This window comes from Pseudomonas sp. Pseusp18, assembly GCF_059506005.1.
The window spans coordinates 6,349,807-6,367,163 of sequence record NZ_CP169240.1 but is presented as its reverse complement, the minus strand read 5'-3'; the positions used below and the strand labels follow the sequence as shown (position 1 = coordinate 6,367,163).

The following is a 17,357-nucleotide window of genomic DNA, read 5'->3' as shown; positions in this document are numbered from 1 at the left end:
TGGTAGACTCCGCCGCCATTATGATTCGACTTCAGAACCTGACTTTACAGCGTGGCCCGCAACGTCTGCTAGAAGACGCCGAGCTGACTCTGCACGCCGGCCACAAAGCCGGCCTCATCGGTGCCAACGGCGCCGGCAAATCGAGCCTGTTCGCCTTGCTTCGGGGCGAACTGCATCCGGACTCGGGTGACTGCTTCCTGCCGGTCGACTGGCGCATCGCCCACATGCGCCAGGAGGTCGACACCCTCGAACGCCTGGCGGTCGACTACGTGCTCGATGGCGACCTGCGCCTGCGCCAGGTGCAACGCGACCTGGCGGCGGCCGAAGCGGCCCATGACGGTGCCGCTCAGGCCCGCCTGCACTCGGAACTCGACAGCGCCGATGGGTACACCGCCGATGCCCGGGCTCGCAAGCTGTTGGCGGGCCTTGGGTTCACCAACGAGCAAATGGACCGGCAAGTAGGAGATTTCTCCGGTGGCTGGCGGATGCGTCTGAATCTGGCGCAGGCTTTGATGTGCCCCTCGGACCTGTTGCTGCTCGACGAACCGACCAACCACTTGGACCTCGACGCCATCATCTGGCTTGAAGAGTGGCTTAAAAGCTATCCCGGCACCCTGTTGCTGATCTCCCACGACCGGGACTTCCTCGATGCCGTGGTCGATCACGTAGCCCACGTCGACCAACGTAAGATCACGCTCTATCGCGGTGGTTATACAGCGTTTGAACGGGCCCGCGCTGAACGTCTGGCCCAGCAACAGCAGGCCTACGAGAAGCAGCAGGCGCAACGTGCGCACATGGAAAGCTACATCGCCCGCTTCAAGGCCCAGGCCACCAAGGCCCGTCAGGCCCAGAGCCGGATCAAGGCGCTGGAGCGGATGGAAGAGCTGTCCGCCGCGCACGTCGATTCGCCGTTCGATTTCGTCTTTCGCGAATCGCAGAAAATCTCCAGCCCGCTGATCGATCTATCGGATGCTCGCCTGGGTTACGGCGAAAAAACCGTGCTGGAGAAGGTCAAGCTGCAACTGACCCCTGGCGCGCGGATCGGTTTGCTCGGCCCCAACGGCGCCGGTAAATCGACCCTGATCAAGAACCTCTCCGGTGAGCTCGAACCATTGGCGGGCCGACTGACCCGGGGCGAGAACACCGTGGTCGGTTACTTCGCCCAGCATCAACTGGATTCCCTCGATTCCAAGGCCAGCCCGTTGCTGCACTTGCAGCGCCTGGCGCCAACCGAACGTGAGCAGACCCTGCGTGACTTCCTCGGTGGTTTCGACTTCCGGGGTGCACGTATCGATGAGCCGGTGTTGAATTTCTCCGGTGGCGAAAAGGCGCGACTGGCCTTGGCGCTGATCGCCTGGGGCCGGCCGAACCTGTTGCTGCTCGACGAACCGACCAACCACCTGGACCTGGAAATGCGCCTGGCGCTGACCATGGCCTTGCAGGAATTCAGTGGCGCGGTTCTGGTTGTCTCCCACGATCGTCATTTGCTCAAAAGCACCACTGACAATTTCTATCTGGTGGCAGACGGCAAGGTCGAGGAGTTCGACGGCGACCTGGAAGACTACACCCGTTGGCTGGTGGAGTACCGTCAGCGCAACGTGCCGGTCAGCAACACCCCGGTCAACCCGGACAAGACCGACAAGAAAGCCCAGCGCCAGGCCGCCGCCGCGTTGCGTCAGCAACTGGCACCGCACAAGCGCGAGGCCGACAAGCTCGAAGCCGAGTTGGGCAAGCTGCACGAGAAACTGGCGAAGATCGACGTCAGCCTCGGCGACAGCGATATTTACGAGCCGGCACGCAAGAACGAATTGCGTGATCTGCTGGCCGAGCAGGCCCGGCTGAAGGTGCGTGAAGCCGAGCTGGAAGAAGCCTGGATGGAAGCGCTCGAATTGCTCGAAAGCATGCAGGCGGAGCTGGAGGCGCTGTCTTGATGGAGGCCTTCAAGCTGCCGTTGCCGGCGATGTGGGTCGAGCCGCTCTGGCTGGTCGTGCAAATCCTGCTGATCCTGCTGGCCGGCTATGTCGCTCAGCGCGTCGTCGCTAAAGGCCTGACTCGCCTGGGCGAGCGTTACCCGTTCCCGCCGCAGTTCTTGATGCCGCTGCGCGGTGGTTTGCGTTGGCTGATCATGGGTAGCGCGCTGATCTTCGTGCTGGAACGCCTTGGGGTGTCGGCCACGGTGCTCTGGACTGCGTTGTCCGGCTTCGTGGCGGTGGCTGCCGTGGCGTTTTTCGCCATGTGGAGCGTGCTGTCCAACCTGTTGTGCGCGATCCTGATCTTCACCGTCGGCCCATTCCGAATCGGCGATGTGGTCGAGCTGGTGGACACCACCGACAAGCCGGGCGTCAAGGGCCGGGTGGTGGCGATCAATCTGCTCTACACCACGCTGATCGAAGCCGAAGAACTCGGTACCGGCAGTGCCATGGTGCAAGTGCCCAACAGCCTGTTCTTCCAGCGCTCGGTTCGACGCTGGCGCGGCACTGATGTATTCCCTTCAAACGGGTTCGAAAAACAGGCTCGATAGGACGCTACCACCGTCAACGCTGGTCGGCAGTCACTCTGTCCTGCAAAAAATCGGTAGTCATTGGCTGTAAGGCGCATTAGCTTAGACGTTTGTCACGAGTCTGAGTCGAGGTGTGCGATGCTGCTTCAAACATGGCTGGCGTTTTTTGCCGCCTGCTGGGTGATCAGTCTTTCCCCCGGTGCCGGCGCCATTGCGTCGATGTCCAGCGGCCTGCGCTATGGTTTCTGGCGCGGTTACTGGAACGCCCTGGGTCTGCAACTGGGCCTGGCGTTGCAGATTGCGATTGTCGCTGCCGGTGTCGGTGCGATCCTCGCGGCCTCTGCCACTGCCTTTTATGTGATCAAATGGTTCGGTGTGGCCTACCTGGTCTACCTCGCGGTCAAGCAATGGCGCGCGCGGCCCAATGAGATGAACGATGACGCTGCCATTCGGCAGATCGGCAAGCCGATGGCGCTGATGTTCCGCGGTTTTCTGGTGAACGTCAGCAACCCCAAGGCCTTGGTGTTCATGCTCGCGGTGCTGCCGCAATTCATCGATCCCCACGCGCCGCTGGTGGCCCAGTACCTGATCCTCGGCGTGACCATGATCTGTGTCGACCTGATCGTCATGGCCGGCTACACCGGGCTGGCGGCCAAGGTCCTGCGTTTGTTGCGCACGCCCAAGCAGCAGAAGCGCATGAACCGCACTTTTGCCGGTCTGTTCATCGGCGCGGCGGCATTCATGGCGACTTTGCGTAAAGCAGCGACATAAAGCTTCAGGCACAAAAAAAGGCGACCTATCGAGGTCGCCTTTTTCATTTGTGGCGAGGGAGCTTTTGTGGCGAGGGAGCTTGCTCCCGCTCGGCTGCGCAGCAGTCGTAAAACCGGCTGATGCGGTTTGCCGATATGACCGGAGGAATGGTTTTGGGGCCGCTGCGCGGCCCAACGGGAGCAAGCTCCCTCGCCACAGGCAAGCCCCCTCATCACAGGGTGGCCAGCCAGATATCAGTGCAGAATCACCGGCGCCGTATCCCGCGGCAGGTTATTACGCAACGGTGCCTGACCCGGCTGCTCGTAACCGCCTCCACCGAGCTGTTGGCTCAGTTGCGATGCCACGTCTTCACCCAACGCCTTGGACACGTCACGCACCACCCGTGGGCGGTTCAGGGAAACCCGGATGTCCCGGCCATTCACCAGTTTGGTGTCCTGACCTTCGCCCATCGCCGTGAAAGCCGAGGTGATCTCGAAGGTCTTGGTGTTGATCAGGCTGAAGTCCGCCACCAGCGTCAGCCCCAGCACCGCCGAATAGCTGTCGGTATTGGCCAGCTCGTTCATGTCGCGGGTGAAGTCGATGTCTGACACGGTGCCAAACAGCACATAGTCGGCACCCTTGAAGCTACCGGCCTTGATGCGCTTGATCACGTCATACACGTCGCCTTTGGACGATGCCGTGTAAGGCGTGCCCTGCACCAGCTGGAACATGCCGGTGCGCAGGATCTCGCCCTTGATGTCTCCGGTGAATTTGCGCAACTCGCCTTGCTCGATGTAGCTGCTGGAAGCTTCGTACTCTTCGTAACTGGATGAACCACTGGCGCCGTAATAGCTCTGGCTATGGTTACTCTGTGCCGAAACAGTGTGGACGTACTGCTCCACGCGCTCCTGGTACGCCAGATCCGCTACTGCAACTTTCGGGGCCGCTTGCACGCTGAACGCGCAAGCCAGGGCCATCATGCCAATCCATGTGCGCATCGATTAACGCTCCGTGGTTTTGCGGATCTCTTTTTCGTCCATCCACTCGGCCAGACCGCTTTCAACGTCGATCAATTGCAGGCTGAATTTGTAGAAGACGTCCTTGTAGTCGCTGCTGCGCTTGACGATCGAGCTGATCGAACCTTCAAGACGGTATTGGGCGGCAATCATGTTGCCGGTCTTGGCCACGGTGCTCTTCTTGTACAGGCCGCTCTGGTTTTGCAGCTTGAGCTGGTCGACCTGGCTCTGCATTGCGGTGTTGTCGCTGGCGAAACGGGCGACGCCGGACTTCATCAGCTGGGTCTTGATGCTGGTAGTGATTTCGCGGGTATCGATGTACTCGCTGGTCTTGTTCTTCACGTCGTAGACCTGAACCACCGGACGGCCTTGCAGGATTCCGGACTGTGCCAGGGAGCGGGTCATGGATTCGGCGATCATCTGCAGGTCGGTGGAGCCGAACTCGTTGGTGACGGTTTCAACCGCTTTGGTGTCGCCGTAGCTGATGTTTTTGCTGCCCAGCGTCGGCGAAGTGTTGGCGCAACCGCTGGCCAGGAGGGCGATGACGGCGATGAACGAAAAGCGTGCAAACATGGGAGTGCTCTCTAGAACTGAACGAATAGGGTGTCGGGCTTAAGGCGTTTTGATTTCGAGACGGAAATCCACGGCTTTGGCGGTTGGCGCAATGGCCTGGATGAAACTGGTCTGCTCGCCGTACATCATCTGGCTTTTCCAGGTTTCCTCTTCGGCAACCGGGAAGCCTTCAGGGCCGAGCCAGGCAAAGCGGTAGTAGAAGGTCTTGTTGTTGTAGCTGGTGTTGCTCAGCTGTGCGTTGACCGTCATGAAGCCGTTTTCCCGCGCCACGCGCATGGCGCCGACCACGATGTTCTTGAGCTTGCCCATGGCCACGACCTTGCTGGCAGCGCTGCCTGGCTCTGGTGGTGGCGGGGTGGCGCAGCCGGCCAGCAAGGCCAGGGCGACAACAGTGATGAGTTTGAAGCGCATGCAAAGACTCCGTTCTTAAGGTTGTTTGAGGCTGGCCACGGTGGTCGGGTTGGCGCTCGGGATCACATGGGCGGCCTGGCCGCTGGCGAATACCTGATTGCCCACGGCGCGCAGGCTGATGACCTGATAGCGCTGATCGACGGTGATTTTGACCACCGAACCACCTATGGCACTCGGCAGCGAGACGTGATGCTCGCCTTTCTTCAAGCGCAGACGCACCACCTGAGTGGTGTCCGGCAGGGTGCGCCATGTACGGGTATCGGCACCTTCGAGCACGGCTGAAGAGATACCGACCGCAAGACCCGCCAGCGGGTTGGTTTCGTTGATCTTCTTCTGCGCCACGCCTTTGGTCACGGCACGGACGGTGGTGCGCAGGATGATGCCCGGCATGTCATCACGCAGCGCGCGGCGGGACATGGCGGTGGTGCTGTTGAGTTGCGTCAGGTTCACCTGCTGACCGTCCACGCCGATCTGGGCGAAGGTGGCGGTGGAGGTGTCTGGCTTGATGACCGGGAACGACAGCGGAGTGATCACCACGTTGTTGCTGATCGGCAATGGCAGCGGAATACGAATCGAGTCGCGGGACGGCGCCAGGCCACTTTGCACGACGATCAGGATGTCGCTGTCGTCGTCCTTGGCGGGTTTATCCAGGTTCACGAGTGCCTGTTCCAGCAACGGCGTGTTCGGGCGCAGCTCGGCAGCTTTGCGATAGCCCGGCGCGGCCAGGTCTTTCTCGCCCAGGGCTTCGTAGACGAAACCGGCCAGGTAATGACTGAACGCACTCTGGTAGCTGTTTTTCAGGCTGACCACTTCCGGCGCGTCGAGGCTGGCCACCGGATAACCCTGGAGATCCTTGTACTGGGTTTTGACGCCTTCCTTCTCGGCCTGCTCTTCGCTCTTGAGGTATTCCTTGTCGCGCAGGTCGGCGATCACCGCTTCACGTTCGTGAGTTTTCTTGATCGCGGTGCGCGCGCCGTCGAAGTCATTCACCGCCAGCAGGTTGAGGGCCATCTGCGTGGTCAGCATGACTTTTTCGTAGTCGTAGCCTTCGTAGCGACGGACTTTGTCATTGACCAGGAAGCTGCCGAACTGAGCCAGGTACTTTTCGGTGTCGAGCTTGACCGAGTCTTCCCACTTGCCCACCACCTGATCGGCGCTGCTCCAGGCGTTCTGGCTGCCGGACAAGTCGCCCTTGGCGCGCAGCAGTTCACCCTTCTCAAAGTAATAGAGCAGGTCTTTGTCGGCGCCGGTGTTGTTCTTTTCCAACAAGGTCAAGGCGGCGTCGACGTTGCCGGCAGCCAGTTGCTGGTTGGTTTGTGCCAGTTCGGAATCGTAGTTGCGAAAAGCCGAACAGCCGGAGAGCAAGGTGACAGCGCTGAGCGCGATCGAGGTAAGGGCGCGAGAGGCCATAGGGGGTACTTCTTCCCTGAGTATTAGCAGCCGCGCGTGCTGGTCGGGCTGTTGGGACCTATCGGCAGGGAGACTGGCGTCCTGCCAATTCCTCATAAAAAGAGGAGCTTAAATGCCGTATCGTGATAACGACGGCGCGGCATTATAAACAGGGATGCTGGCTATGTAATGGCTTTTTAATTGTATGTTTTCACAGCGTGCCATTACTTATTTCTGGCCTGATACCACACTGCTTTCAGGCGCAACGGCAGGTTCGAAAGCCACTCCGTTGCTGTAAATCCGCTCTCCCAGCGCTCGCAGGGTTATGACCTGATGGTTTTGCTCGATGCGGACTTTCAGGGGCGCGGCGCCCGGCGCGTTGGGCAGGCTGATCAGGTGCTCGCCTTTTTTCAGGCGTAGGCGCGCCACCAGGGTGATGTTGGGCAAGGTACGCCAGGTTCGGGTGTCCGCGTGCTCAAAGCCATCGTGCTGCGTCACGTACGAGGCTTTGCTCGGGTCGCGTCGGTTGTCCGTAGCCTGAACAGAAGCGGCCAGGTAGGCGCGATATGCGGTGCGCTGAATGATGCCCGGCATATCGTCGCGCAACGTGCGTAAAGACATGTCGGTGATGCTGTTTACAAGGATCAGTTGCTGTTTGCGACCGTCGATCGTCATCTGCGTGAACGCCGGGGTCGACGTGTCGGGAACCATCACCGGAAACGACACGTTGGCGACGATCACCTGATTGTCTTCCAGCCGCACCGGGTAGGGGACACGAACCGAACTGCGCGCTGGCGCCAGGCCACTTTGCACGATAATCAGCACATCACTTTCATTGGCCTTGGTGGCCGGTTTGTCGAGTTCGCGCAATGCCTGCTCGAAGAAGGGCAGGTCGGGTCGCAACTCGATGGCCTGGCGATAACCCGGGGCGGCAAGATCACGCTCACCCAGCGCTTCATACGTAAACCCGGCCAGGTAGTGACTGAAAGCACTCTGATAGCCGTTTTTCAGCGCGATCACGGCGGGCGCATCGAGGGTCATCACGGGGTAGCCCTGGAGATCCTTGTAGTGCACGCGAACGCCCTGGGCCTTGGCTTCTTCTTCAAGTCGCTCGTATTCCTTTTCCCGCTGACGGGCAATCAGAGCTTCACGTTCGTGGGTTTTCTTGATGTCGGCGCGCGCACCGTCGAAGTCATTCACGGCCAACTGGTTCAGGGCCATTTGCGTGGTCAGCATGACTTTTTCGTAGTCGTAGCCATCGTAGCGACGCAGTTTGTCGTTGATGATACTGCCCCAATGATCGCCCATCGCGGACAAGAGCTGTGTGCCGGCAGACTCGACGGTGTCCTGGCGCTGGATCACCATTTGCTCTGCACTGCGCCAGGTAACCTGGCTTTGCTGCAGCGCCCCACCGGCACTCAGGACTGCACCTTTTTCGAAGTAGTAGAGCAGGTCCCGTTCTTCTGACGGATTGTGCAGCTCCAGCAGTTGGAGAGCGCCCTGCGGATTTCCCGCTTTCAACTGGGCGGTCGTTTGCTCCAGTTCCAGGTCGTAGTTGCGGTAAGCGGCGCAACCAGTCAGTTGCAGGGCAAGGCTTAACAGCAACGAGAACAACAGGCGTGAATGCATGGACGTTGATTCTTCCCTGAACGAAACCGACGGAGGGTGGCAATTGGCCGCTGAATTTATACGCAGCTACGCAGGAAATACCAACAAAGCTTGAGCGAAACTCATTGGAAGTGAACAATGTGTTACTTCGTATTTCCATTTGAGATTTATTCATGACTGGCTCCTCTCGTTTTCTGGCGTGGCTCGTGCTGCCGATGATCGCGTTCTGCAGCTTCAATGCGCTGGCCGAAACCGCGGAGGGTGCGCCCAAGGCCTTGCATTTGCTCGATTACATTGCCGCCGATTACCCGACGGCGGTCGAGGGAGGCAAGGTTATTGATGAGGCTGAGTATCTCGAACAGCAGACGTTCCTGGGGGAGCTGCAAGGGTTGATCGCCGATTTGCCGGCCAAACCCGAACGTTCCGAACTGGAGCAGGGCGTCAACGGTCTGCGCACCGCGATCGCCGCTCGCAAGGACGGCGCGGACGTCACCCGTCAGGCGCGGCAACTGGGGGCAAAACTGGCGGTGACCTATGAAGTCAGCCAGGCTCCGGTCATTACCCCGGACCCGACCCGCGGCGCGCCGCTGTATGCCCAGCAATGCTCGGTGTGCCATGGCGATACGGGCATCGGTGACGGCCCGGCAGGTGTCGGCATGACGCCACCGCCGACCAATCTGCGCGATGCCGCGCGTCTGGACCGCCTGAGCCTCTACGCGCTTTACAACACGCTGGGTATGGGCGTCGAAGGTACTGACATGCCGGCCTTCGCCGATCAGCTGGATGATCGTCAGCGTTGGGACCTGGCGACCTACATCGCCGGCTTCAGCGCCGATCCGGCCGCGGCAAAATCCGAAAAAACCTACAACATCGCCGACTTGGCGCGTCAGACGCCAGCCGAAGTGCAGGCCGTCGAAGGTCCGCAAGCGGCCGCGACCTTCCGCGCGCAACGAGCGCAACCGCCGCAGGTCAAGCGTGGCCCGGGGCAATTGCTTGAATACACGGCGGCCACGCTGGACAAGAGTATTGCCGCCTATCGCGCCGGGCAGCACGATCAGGCCTACGACCTGTCGGTTGCGGCGTACCTGGAAGGCTTCGAACTGGTCGAAAGCTCCCTCGACAACGTCGACGCCAACGTGCGCAAAGACACTGAAAAGTCTCTGATGGCTTACCGTCAGTCGTTGCAGGACGGCTTGCCGGTGGCCCAGGTGGAGCAACGTCTGGAAGTGGCCAAGGCCAAGCTGAAAGAATCCGCTGGCCTGCTCGGTAGCGATGGCTTGAGCTGGTCGCTGAGCTACATTTCCGGTCTGTTGATTCTGTTGCGAGAAGGTCTGGAAGCCATTCTGGTGCTTGCGGCGGTCCTCGCGTTCCTGCGCAATACCGGCCAGCAATCGGCGGTGCGCAGCGTCAACATCGGTTGGGGCCTGGCGCTGTTGGCCGGGCTGGCGACCTGGGCGGTGGCGGCGTATGTGATTGACGTCAGCGGGGCCCAGCGTGAGCTGCTGGAAGGGGCCACTGCGCTGTTTGCCAGTGTCATGGTGCTCTGGCTCGGTGTGTGGATGCACGACCGTCGCCACGCAGCGGCCTGGCAGGATTACATCAAGAGCAGCCTGGTGAGCGGCGGTGGGCGTTTCGGGTTTGCGATCCTGGCGTTCTTCTCGGTGTATCGCGAACTGTTCGAAGTGATCCTGTTTTACGAAACCTTGTGGTTGCAGGCGGGGCCTGCAGGGCATAACGCCGTAATGGCTGGCGGCGCGACGGCGCTGGTTATGCTGGTCGGTCTGGCCTGGGTGATTCTGCGCGGCTCGGCAAAACTGCCGCTGGCACTGTTCTTCGGCATCAATGCCGGTTTGCTGTGCGCGTTGTCGGTGGTGTTTGCCGGCCATGGCGTGAAGGCGTTGCAGGAAGCCGGGGTCTTCGGCACGCGCCCGGTACCGTTCTTTGACTTCGACTGGTTGGGGATCCACGCTGATGCGTATTCGCTGAGTGCCCAGGCTGTGGCGATCATCGCGATCATCGTGCTGTACAGTCGCAGCCGGATGGCCGAGAAGCGGCAGTTGCCGGCTTCTTAAAAGCATTCGCTGCGCTCATATTCGCGGGCAAGCCCGCTCCCACAGGTTCAGCGCTAACCTTATGGGAGCGGGCTTGCCCGCGATGCTTTTCAATAGAGGAAATCCAATGCGCGTATGGATCGATGCCGACGCCTGCCCTCGGGCAGCCAAGGATCTGGTGGTGAAGTTCGCCCTCAAGCGCCAGTTCGAAGTGGTACTGGTGGCCGGTCAGCCGCAGATCAAGCCGGGCCTTGCGCTGGTGAAACTGATTGTGGTGCCCAGCGGCCCGGATGCCGCCGACGATTACCTGGTGGAACACGCGGTGCCGGGGGAGTTGGTGATTTGCAGCGATGTGCCGCTGGCGGATCGGCTGGTGAAAAACGGCGTTGCGGCGCTGGATCCGCGGGGCAAGGAGTTCGATGCGCAGAACATGGGCGATCGACTCGCGGTGCGTAACCTGTTCACCGACTTGCGCGAGCAGGGGCAGATGAGCGGCGGCCCGGCGCCGTTCGGCGATCGCGAGAAACAGGCGTTCGCCAATGCGCTGGATCGGATACTGACCCGGTTGTCGCGCAAAACCTGAAAAGATCGCAGCCTGCGGCAGCTCCTGCAGCGTTTTGCATTGACCCGAAAACTGCGTCGGTCCCGGTCCCTGTAGGAGCCTGCGATCTTTTGATCTTGCCTCTCTTTTACTCGTCGTTTTCGTGGGTCAGTTCCAGTATGCGGTCGACCAATTTGTTGATGCCGGAAGCGGCTTCGCTGATTGATTGCGCGAGCATGTACGCCGGCGTGCTCACCAGCTTGCGCGCCTTGTCTTCGACAATGTCGGTCACTGCGCACTCGGCGTGGGTGGCGCCCATCTTGTTCATCGCGGCGGCGGTATCGGCATCGTTGCCGATGGTGCAGGTCACGCCCGGGCCGTAGATTTTTGCCGCCAGGGCCGGCGAGATACAGATCAGCCCCACCGGTTTGCCAGCCTCGGCGAACGCTTCGGTCAACGCCAGGACGTCAGGTTGAACGCTGCAGCCGGCGCCTTCGACGGCAAAGTTCGACAGGTTCTTGGCCGCCCCGAAACCACCGGGAACGATCAGCGCATCGAAATCTTCGACGTCCGCTTCACGGATATCCTTGATGTTGCCCCGGGCGATACGCGCCGATTCCACCAGCACGTTGCGCGATTCGGGCATTTCTTCGCCAGTCAGGTGGTTGATCACATGCAACTGCGCGATGTTGGGTGCGAAGCACTGCACCTGGGCACCGCGCTGGTCCAGACGCAGCAGGGTGATCACGCTTTCGTGGATCTCGGCGCCGTCGTACACGCCACAGCCGGAAAGGATCACTGCAATTTTTTTGCTCATGGGCTTTTCTCCAGATTCATGGCGTTAAATGTCCACTAATTTGTCACTCGTTGCCATAGGGTTAATTCGCGGCTACACCTAATCTCTGCTGAACGATTCCGATCAGGTCGCGTCATGAACTTCATTCTGTATGCGGTGCCGTTTTTCTTTGTGCTGATTGCGGTCGAGTTGTTGGCCGACCGTTGGCGCGGGGTGAGCAATTACCGCGTGGCAGACGCGATCAACAGCCTCAGCACCGGCGTATTGTCGACTACCACGGGCCTGTTGACCAAAGGTGTCGGCCTGGTCACTTATGCCTTCGCCCTGGAACATCTGGCCTTGATCGAGCTGTCGGCCGACAGTGTCTGGGTCTGGGTGTTTGCATTCGTCTTCTACGACTTCTGCTACTACTGGCTGCACCGGATGGGCCATGAGCGCAACATCCTCTGGGCCGCGCATTCGGTGCATCACCAGAGCGAGGACTACAACCTCTCCACGGCCCTGCGCCAGACCAGCACCGGGTTTCTGTTGAGCTGGATTTTCTACCTGCCCCTGGCCGTGCTCGGCGTGCCGCTGCTGGTGTTCGTCAGCGTTGCGGCGTTGAACCTGCTGTACCAGTTCTGGGTGCATACCCGGCATATTCCCAAGCTTGGCTGGTTCGAGTGGTTCTTCGTCACGCCGTCCAATCATCGGGCTCACCATGCACAGAACGCTCTTTACATGGATCGCAACTACGGCGGGGTGTTCATTATTTGGGACCGTCTGTTCGGCTCGTTCCAGGAAGAGGACGACAACGAACCGGTGATCTTCGGCGTGACCACGCCGCTGGCGAGCTGGAATCCGGTGTGGGCAAACGTGCAGTTTTACACGCAGCTGTGGGATGACGCCCGGCGCGCCGAGCGCTGGTGGGACAAGCTGCGGATCTGGTTCATGCGCACCGGTTGGCGGCCGGCGGACGTGGCGGCCAAATACCCGATGAACAAGCCGGACCTGGCTCAGTTCCGCAAATTCGAGGTGCCGCTGGACGGACGTCAGCAGTGGTATGTGGCGCTGCAGTTCTGCGTCTACATCGCCTTGGGCAGTTACTTGATGAACTTGGAGCAGAGCCTGCCGACCGCAGCCCTGGTGTTGGGTTGGGGCGCCGTGGCGTTGGGGTTGTTCGTGTTGGGTGCAGCCCTGGAGAATCGCCCGCAGGCGTTGAAGCTGGAACTGTTGCGGCTGGCGTCGAACCTGCCGCTGGTGTGGCTGGCACCGATGGTCGGGCTATGGCCGGCCAGCGCGGTGGGCTGGGTGGTGCTGCTCAGTTACAGCCTGCTCAGCGGCATCGGCCTCTACTGCTGTAGAAACCGCGTCACTCGATGGGCGTCGTAGGTTCGCTGGACTTGGCCTGTTCGGCTTTCAATGCCTGCTCATCGGCGTAGATCTTTTTCGCCAAGCGGGCATTCTTGAAGCGCCGCCGCAGCCACAGGACAAAGCCCAGGACCAGCAGGGCGCCCAGCACCCACAGCTCGTATTTCTTGACGCTGCCCAGCATGCCTTCAAGCACCGCGCCGAAGTGATACGCAGCCGCTGCCAGCGCCGCAGCCCAGATGGCCGCGCCAATGCCGTTGAGCAGCAGATAGCGTCCCGGCGGATAGCCCGACAGACCGATTGCCACCGGCATCACAGTGCGCAAGCCATAGACAAAGCGGAAGCTCAGCACCCAGATGTCCGGATGCTTGCGGATATGTTCCAGCGCCCGATCGCCCATCAGTTGCCAGCGCGGTTTACGTGCCAGCAATTTGCGCCCGTGCTTGCGCCCCAGGAAGTACCACAGCTGATCGCCGGCATAACTGCCGAAGAACGCCACGACCACCACCAGGTTGATGTCCATGTATCCGCGGAACGCGAGGAAGCCTGCGAGTACCAGAATGGTTTCGCCTTCGAAAAACGTGCCGAGGAACAGGGCAAAGTAGCCGAAGTCATGTAGGAATTGTTGGAGCATTGTCTGGGTGCTGGCGAAATGAACGCGCAGCCTAACCCTTCGTGCACATTCATGAAAGTGTCCAAATGTGTCTCGACGTGAACATTTCCTACAAGGACAATGGAATGCGGCTACCTGTCACAGGGGTGCACAGGTGTCTCGTCTTGGAGTCACGTTCAAGCTGAAGCGAGTGGATTTTGTTGGCAGGCAAGGCGCCGCGCCGAGTCATAGCCCGCTATGGCGAGAAGCGGCAACGCAGCCTGCCGGCAAAAGCCGCCGCTTCGGCTGAACAGTGACTTCAAGACGAGACACTTTTGTCATGCGTTGGTCATAATGGCCGCTTATAACTGTCACGCTCGCCCGCCAGCGCGGGCTCAGGAGTCTGCCGTGAGCTTTACCCCCGCCAACCGTTTGTTTCCTGCAACCCGCCTGCGTCGCAACCGTCGTGATGATTTTTCGCGTCGTCTGGTCCGTGAAAACGTACTGACCGTCGATGACCTGATCCTGCCGGTGTTCGTTCTGGACGGTGAAAACCGTCGCGAAGCAGTGGCGTCGATGCCGGGCGTCGAACGCCTGACCATCGATCTGTTGCTGGAAGAGGCTGCCAAGTGGGTCGAGCTGGGGATTCCTGCGCTGGCACTGTTCCCGGTGACGCCACCGGAGCTCAAGTCACTGGATGCCGCCGAAGCCTGGAACCCCAACGGCATCGCCCAGCGCGCTACCCGCGCTCTGCGTGCGCAGTTCCCGGAGCTGGGTGTGATCACCGACGTCGCCCTGGACCCGTTCACCACCCACGGTCAGGACGGCATTCTCGACGAAGAAGGCTACGTAGAGAACGACATCACCGTCGACGCACTGGTTAAACAGGCTTTGTCCCACGCCGAAGCCGGCGCTCAAGTGGTGGCTCCGTCAGACATGATGGACGGCCGCATTCAGGCGATCCGCGAGGCGCTGGAGCTGGCGGGTCACGTCAATGTGCGGATCATGGCTTACTCGGCCAAGTACGCCAGTGCCTACTACGGCCCGTTCCGTGATGCGGTGGGTTCGGCGTTGAACCTGGGCAAGGCCAACAAGGCCTCCTATCAGATGGACCCGGCCAACAGCAACGAAGCCCTGCACGAAGTGGCGGCCGACTTGTCAGAAGGCGCAGACATGGTCATGGTCAAGCCAGGCATGCCGTATCTGGATATTCTTTATCGGGTCAAGGAAGCGTTCAAAGTGCCGACCTTTGTGTATCAGGTCAGCGGCGAATACGCCATGCACATGGCGGCGATCCAGAATGGCTGGTTGAGCGAAGGGGTTATCCTCGAATCCCTGACCGCTTTTAAACGTGCAGGCGCTGATGGCATCCTGACTTACTTTGCCGTCCGTGCTGCTCAATTGTTACGAGAGCAAAAATAGCCCTCCCAGGAACATTCGATGAATACCGAAGGACTCACTGAAGTTGCCGTAAAAGACGCTCAACCTGTGGTGGAGCAAATCGCTGAAACTCCGCCGGAGCTGGAGCCCGCTCCACCCGCGGTGGTGGCCGAGCCCGTTGTGGCGGCGCCAGCGATTGCCATTCCCGGTCTGGATGACAGCAGCCTGTACATCCATCGCGAGCTCTCGCAACTGCAGTTCAACATCCGCGTGCTGGAACAGGCGCTGGATGAGTCCTACCCATTGCTGGAGCGGCTGAAGTTTCTGCTGATCTTCTCCAGCAACCTGGACGAGTTCTTCGAGATTCGTGTGGCCGGCCTGAAGAAGCAGATCACCTTCGCCCGTGAACAGGCCGGCGCCGATGGCCTGCAGCCGCATCAGGCCCTGGCCCGCATCAGCGAATTGGTGCACGGTCACGTCGACCGCCAATACGCGATTCTCAACGACATTCTGTTGCCGGAACTGGAAAAACATCAGGTCCGCTTCATCCGTCGTCGTTACTGGACTACCAAGCTCAAGACTTGGGTCCGCCGTTATTTCCGCGACGAGATCGCGCCGATCATCACCCCGATCGGTCTCGACCCGACGCACCCGTTCCCGTTGCTGGTGAACAAGAGCCTGAACTTCATCGTCGAGCTCGAAGGCATCGACGCCTTCGGTCGCGATTCCGGCCTGGCGATCATCCCGGCGCCGCGTCTGCTGCCGCGGGTTATCAAGGTGCCGGAAGAAGTCGGCGGCCCTGGCGACAACTACGTGTTCTTGTCATCGATGATCCACGCGCACGCCGATGACCTGTTCCAGGGCATGAAGGTCAAGGGTTGCTACCAGTTCCGTCTGACCCGAAATGCCGACCTCGCGGTCGATACCGAAGACGTGGAAGACCTGGCCCGCGCCCTGCGCGGCGAGTTGTTCTCCCGTCGCTACGGTGATGCGGTGCGGCTGGAAGTGGCCGACACCTGCCCGAAACACCTGTCCGATTACCTGCTCAAGCAGTTCAACCTGCAGGAGACCGAGCTGTATCAGGTCAACGGTCCGGTCAACCTGACGCGGCTGTTCAGCATCACCGGCCTGGACAGTCATCCGGAGTTGCAATACACGCCGTTCACCCCGCAGATCCCGAAACTGCTGCAGAACAGCGAGAACATTTTCAGCGTGATCAGCAAGCAGGACATCCTGCTGCTGCACCCGTTCGAATCCTTCACCCCGGTGGTCGACTTGCTGCGTCAGGCGGCCAAGGATCCACACGTGTTGGCGGTTCGCCAGACGTTGTATCGCAGCGGCGCCAACTCGGAGATCGTCGATGCGCTGGTGGATGCGGCGCGGAACGGCAAGGAAGTGACGGCGGTGATCGAATTGCGCGCGCGGTTCGATGAAGAATCCAACCTGCAGCTGGCCAGCCGTCTGCAGGCGGCCGGCGCCGTGGTGATTTACGGCGTGGTCGGCTTCAAGACCCACGCCAAGATGATGCTGATTCTGCGTCGCGAAGCCGGTGAGATTGTTCGCTACGCTCACTTGGGTACCGGCAACTACCACGCGGCCAACGCTCGTCTGTACACCGACTACAGCCTGCTGACCTCCGACGATGCCTTGTGCGAAGACGTCGGCAAACTGTTCAGCCAGTTGATCGGCATGGGTAAAACCCTGCGCATGAAAAAACTGCTGCACGCGCCGTTCACGTTGAAGAAGGGCATGCTCGACATGATTGCCCGGGAGACGCAATTCGCCCTCGACGGCAAACCGGCGCACATCATTGCCAAGTTCAACTCGCTGACCGATCCAAAGGTCATCCGCGCGTTGTACAAGGCCAGCCAGTCCGGGGTACGCATCGATCTGGTGGTGCGCGGCATGTGCTGCCTGCGACCGGGCATCGCCGGGGTATCGCACAACATCCACGTACGTTCGATCATCGGTCGTTTCCTGGAGCACACCCGGGTCTTCTACTTCCTCAATGGCGGTGAAGAGCAGATGTTCCTGTCCAGTGCCGACTGGATGGAGCGCAACCTCGACAAGCGCGTCGAGACTTGCTTCCCGGTCGAGGGCAAGAAGCTGATTTTGCGGGTCAAGAAAGAGCTGGAGCTTTATCTCACCGACAACACCCACAGCTGGAGCCTGCAGTCGGACGGTCGCTACATACGCAACACCCCGACCGGCAACCAGAACCCGCGCAGCGCCCAGGCCACCTTGCTGGAGCGTTTGGGCAGCCCGATTCTGGCGGTGCGTTAACGCCAGCCTCCCGGGTAGCCATTCAAGGGCTGCCCGGGCTTTCCAATCCTGACGAATGCCCCTGTAGGAGCTGCCGCAGGCTGCGATCTTTTGATCTTGTCGCCCACGGATGGTCTG

At 60.4% G+C, this 17,357-nt stretch carries 15 protein-coding genes; 8 read left to right on the top strand and 7 right to left on the bottom strand.

The window, feature by feature from the left end; genetic code table 11:
- Positions 1-20 precede the first annotated feature (20 nt).
- The 3 genes from ACEN9A_RS28790 (at position 21) to rhtB (ending at position 3,271) form a co-directional block, all read left to right on the top strand.
- Positions 21-1,931, top strand: a complete 1,911-nt coding sequence (locus tag ACEN9A_RS28790; RefSeq protein WP_258671588.1) for an ATP-binding cassette domain-containing protein — start codon at positions 21-23, stop codon at positions 1,929-1,931.
- Complete coding sequence (locus tag ACEN9A_RS28785; RefSeq protein WP_019650132.1) at positions 1,931-2,521, top strand: mechanosensitive ion channel family protein; 591 nt, start codon at positions 1,931-1,933, stop codon at positions 2,519-2,521. The genes ACEN9A_RS28790 and ACEN9A_RS28785 overlap by 1 nt, the downstream gene beginning before the upstream one ends.
- A gap of 117 nt (positions 2,522-2,638) precedes the next feature.
- Positions 2,639-3,271, top strand: coding sequence for a homoserine/homoserine lactone efflux protein (gene rhtB, locus ACEN9A_RS28780; RefSeq protein ID WP_258671586.1), 633 nt, complete (start codon positions 2,639-2,641; stop codon positions 3,269-3,271).
- A 233-nt stretch (positions 3,272-3,504) separates the two neighbouring features.
- Here the strand turns inward: rhtB and ACEN9A_RS28775 are convergent, their stop codons facing one another.
- The 5 genes from ACEN9A_RS28775 to ACEN9A_RS28755 all read right to left on the bottom strand — a co-directional run bounded on the left by ACEN9A_RS28775 (position 3,505) and on the right by ACEN9A_RS28755 (position 8,268).
- The gene (locus tag ACEN9A_RS28775; RefSeq protein ID WP_258671585.1) at positions 3,505-4,248 is read right to left on the bottom strand and encodes a penicillin-binding protein activator LpoB; all 744 of its coding nucleotides are present in this window, start codon (positions 4,246-4,248) and stop codon (positions 3,505-3,507) included.
- Between the two features lie 3 nt (positions 4,249-4,251).
- Positions 4,252-4,839, bottom strand: a complete 588-nt coding sequence (gene lpoB / locus ACEN9A_RS28770; RefSeq protein WP_007941608.1) for a penicillin-binding protein activator LpoB — start codon at positions 4,837-4,839, stop codon at positions 4,252-4,254.
- A 39-nt stretch (positions 4,840-4,878) separates the two neighbouring features.
- A complete protein-coding gene (locus ACEN9A_RS28765) occupies positions 4,879-5,250 on the bottom strand; it encodes a YcfL family putative periplasmic lipoprotein (protein ID WP_018927555.1) in 372 nt (123 codons plus the stop codon).
- Between the two features lie 15 nt (positions 5,251-5,265).
- Positions 5,266-6,660, bottom strand: coding sequence for a COG3014 family protein (locus ACEN9A_RS28760; protein WP_258671584.1), 1,395 nt, complete (start codon positions 6,658-6,660; stop codon positions 5,266-5,268).
- Positions 6,661-6,867: 207 nt separating this feature from the next.
- Positions 6,868-8,268: a COG3014 family protein gene (locus ACEN9A_RS28755; protein ID WP_258671583.1), complete on the bottom strand. Its 1,401-nt coding sequence runs from the start codon at positions 8,266-8,268 to the stop codon at positions 6,868-6,870.
- Between the two features lie 152 nt (positions 8,269-8,420).
- On the opposite strand from ACEN9A_RS28755, the gene ACEN9A_RS28750 reads away from it, so the two are divergent.
- Both ACEN9A_RS28750 and ACEN9A_RS28745 read left to right on the top strand, forming a co-directional pair.
- The gene (locus ACEN9A_RS28750) at positions 8,421-10,319 is read left to right on the top strand and encodes an FTR1 family protein (RefSeq protein ID WP_258671582.1); all 1,899 of its coding nucleotides are present in this window, start codon (positions 8,421-8,423) and stop codon (positions 10,317-10,319) included.
- Positions 10,320-10,425: 106 nt separating this feature from the next.
- Positions 10,426-10,881 carry a YaiI/YqxD family protein gene (locus ACEN9A_RS28745; RefSeq protein WP_258671581.1) on the top strand — a complete coding sequence of 152 codons (456 nt, stop codon included), beginning with the start codon at positions 10,426-10,428 and terminating at the stop codon, positions 10,879-10,881.
- A gap of 106 nt (positions 10,882-10,987) precedes the next feature.
- On the opposite strand, the gene elbB is transcribed toward ACEN9A_RS28745, so the two are convergent.
- Positions 10,988-11,656, bottom strand: coding sequence for an isoprenoid biosynthesis glyoxalase ElbB (elbB, locus tag ACEN9A_RS28740; protein WP_258671580.1), 669 nt, complete (start codon positions 11,654-11,656; stop codon positions 10,988-10,990).
- Positions 11,657-11,770: 114 nt separating this feature from the next.
- On the opposite strand from elbB, the gene ACEN9A_RS28735 reads away from it, so the two are divergent.
- Positions 11,771-13,006 carry a sterol desaturase family protein gene (locus tag ACEN9A_RS28735; RefSeq protein ID WP_258671578.1) on the top strand — a complete coding sequence of 412 codons (1,236 nt, stop codon included), beginning with the start codon at positions 11,771-11,773 and terminating at the stop codon, positions 13,004-13,006.
- On the opposite strand, the gene ACEN9A_RS28730 is transcribed toward ACEN9A_RS28735, so the two are convergent.
- The gene (locus ACEN9A_RS28730; protein ID WP_018927562.1) at positions 12,987-13,619 is read right to left on the bottom strand and encodes a DedA family protein; all 633 of its coding nucleotides are present in this window, start codon (positions 13,617-13,619) and stop codon (positions 12,987-12,989) included. The genes ACEN9A_RS28735 and ACEN9A_RS28730 overlap by 20 nt on opposite strands.
- 366 nt (positions 13,620-13,985) lie before the next feature.
- On the opposite strand from ACEN9A_RS28730, the gene hemB reads away from it, so the two are divergent.
- Both hemB and ppk1 read left to right on the top strand, forming a co-directional pair.
- Positions 13,986-14,999: a porphobilinogen synthase gene (gene hemB / locus ACEN9A_RS28725; protein WP_018927563.1), complete on the top strand. Its 1,014-nt coding sequence runs from the start codon at positions 13,986-13,988 to the stop codon at positions 14,997-14,999.
- Positions 15,000-15,017: 18 nt separating this feature from the next.
- Positions 15,018-17,240 (top strand): polyphosphate kinase 1, encoded by a 2,223-nt coding sequence (gene ppk1 / locus ACEN9A_RS28720; RefSeq protein ID WP_007940338.1) that lies wholly within the window; start codon positions 15,018-15,020, stop codon positions 17,238-17,240.
- Positions 17,241-17,357 lie beyond the last annotated feature (117 nt).

Bases quoted from the DNA above. Each gene is read 5' to 3' on its own strand.
- ACEN9A_RS28790 (WP_258671588.1), top strand. From the start codon at position 21: ATGATTCGACTTCAGAACCTGACTTTACAGCGTGGCCCGCAACGTCTG.
- ACEN9A_RS28785 (WP_019650132.1), top strand. From the start codon at position 1,931: ATGGAGGCCTTCAAGCTGCCGTTGCCGGCGATGTGGGTCGAGCCGCTC.
- rhtB (WP_258671586.1), top strand. From the start codon at position 2,639: ATGCTGCTTCAAACATGGCTGGCGTTTTTTGCCGCCTGCTGGGTGATC.
- ACEN9A_RS28775 (WP_258671585.1), bottom strand. From the start codon at position 4,248: ATGCGCACATGGATTGGCATGATGGCCCTGGCTTGCGCGTTCAGCGTG.
- lpoB (WP_007941608.1), bottom strand. From the start codon at position 4,839: ATGTTTGCACGCTTTTCGTTCATCGCCGTCATCGCCCTCCTGGCCAGC.
- ACEN9A_RS28765 (WP_018927555.1), bottom strand. From the start codon at position 5,250: ATGCGCTTCAAACTCATCACTGTTGTCGCCCTGGCCTTGCTGGCCGGC.
- ACEN9A_RS28760 (WP_258671584.1), bottom strand. From the start codon at position 6,660: ATGGCCTCTCGCGCCCTTACCTCGATCGCGCTCAGCGCTGTCACCTTG.
- ACEN9A_RS28755 (WP_258671583.1), bottom strand. From the start codon at position 8,268: ATGCATTCACGCCTGTTGTTCTCGTTGCTGTTAAGCCTTGCCCTGCAA.
- ACEN9A_RS28750 (WP_258671582.1), top strand. From the start codon at position 8,421: ATGACTGGCTCCTCTCGTTTTCTGGCGTGGCTCGTGCTGCCGATGATC.
- ACEN9A_RS28745 (WP_258671581.1), top strand. From the start codon at position 10,426: ATGCGCGTATGGATCGATGCCGACGCCTGCCCTCGGGCAGCCAAGGAT.
- elbB (WP_258671580.1), bottom strand. From the start codon at position 11,656: ATGAGCAAAAAAATTGCAGTGATCCTTTCCGGCTGTGGCGTGTACGAC.
- ACEN9A_RS28735 (WP_258671578.1), top strand. From the start codon at position 11,771: ATGAACTTCATTCTGTATGCGGTGCCGTTTTTCTTTGTGCTGATTGCG.
- ACEN9A_RS28730 (WP_018927562.1), bottom strand. From the start codon at position 13,619: ATGCTCCAACAATTCCTACATGACTTCGGCTACTTTGCCCTGTTCCTC.
- ppk1 (WP_007940338.1), top strand. From the start codon at position 15,018: ATGAATACCGAAGGACTCACTGAAGTTGCCGTAAAAGACGCTCAACCT.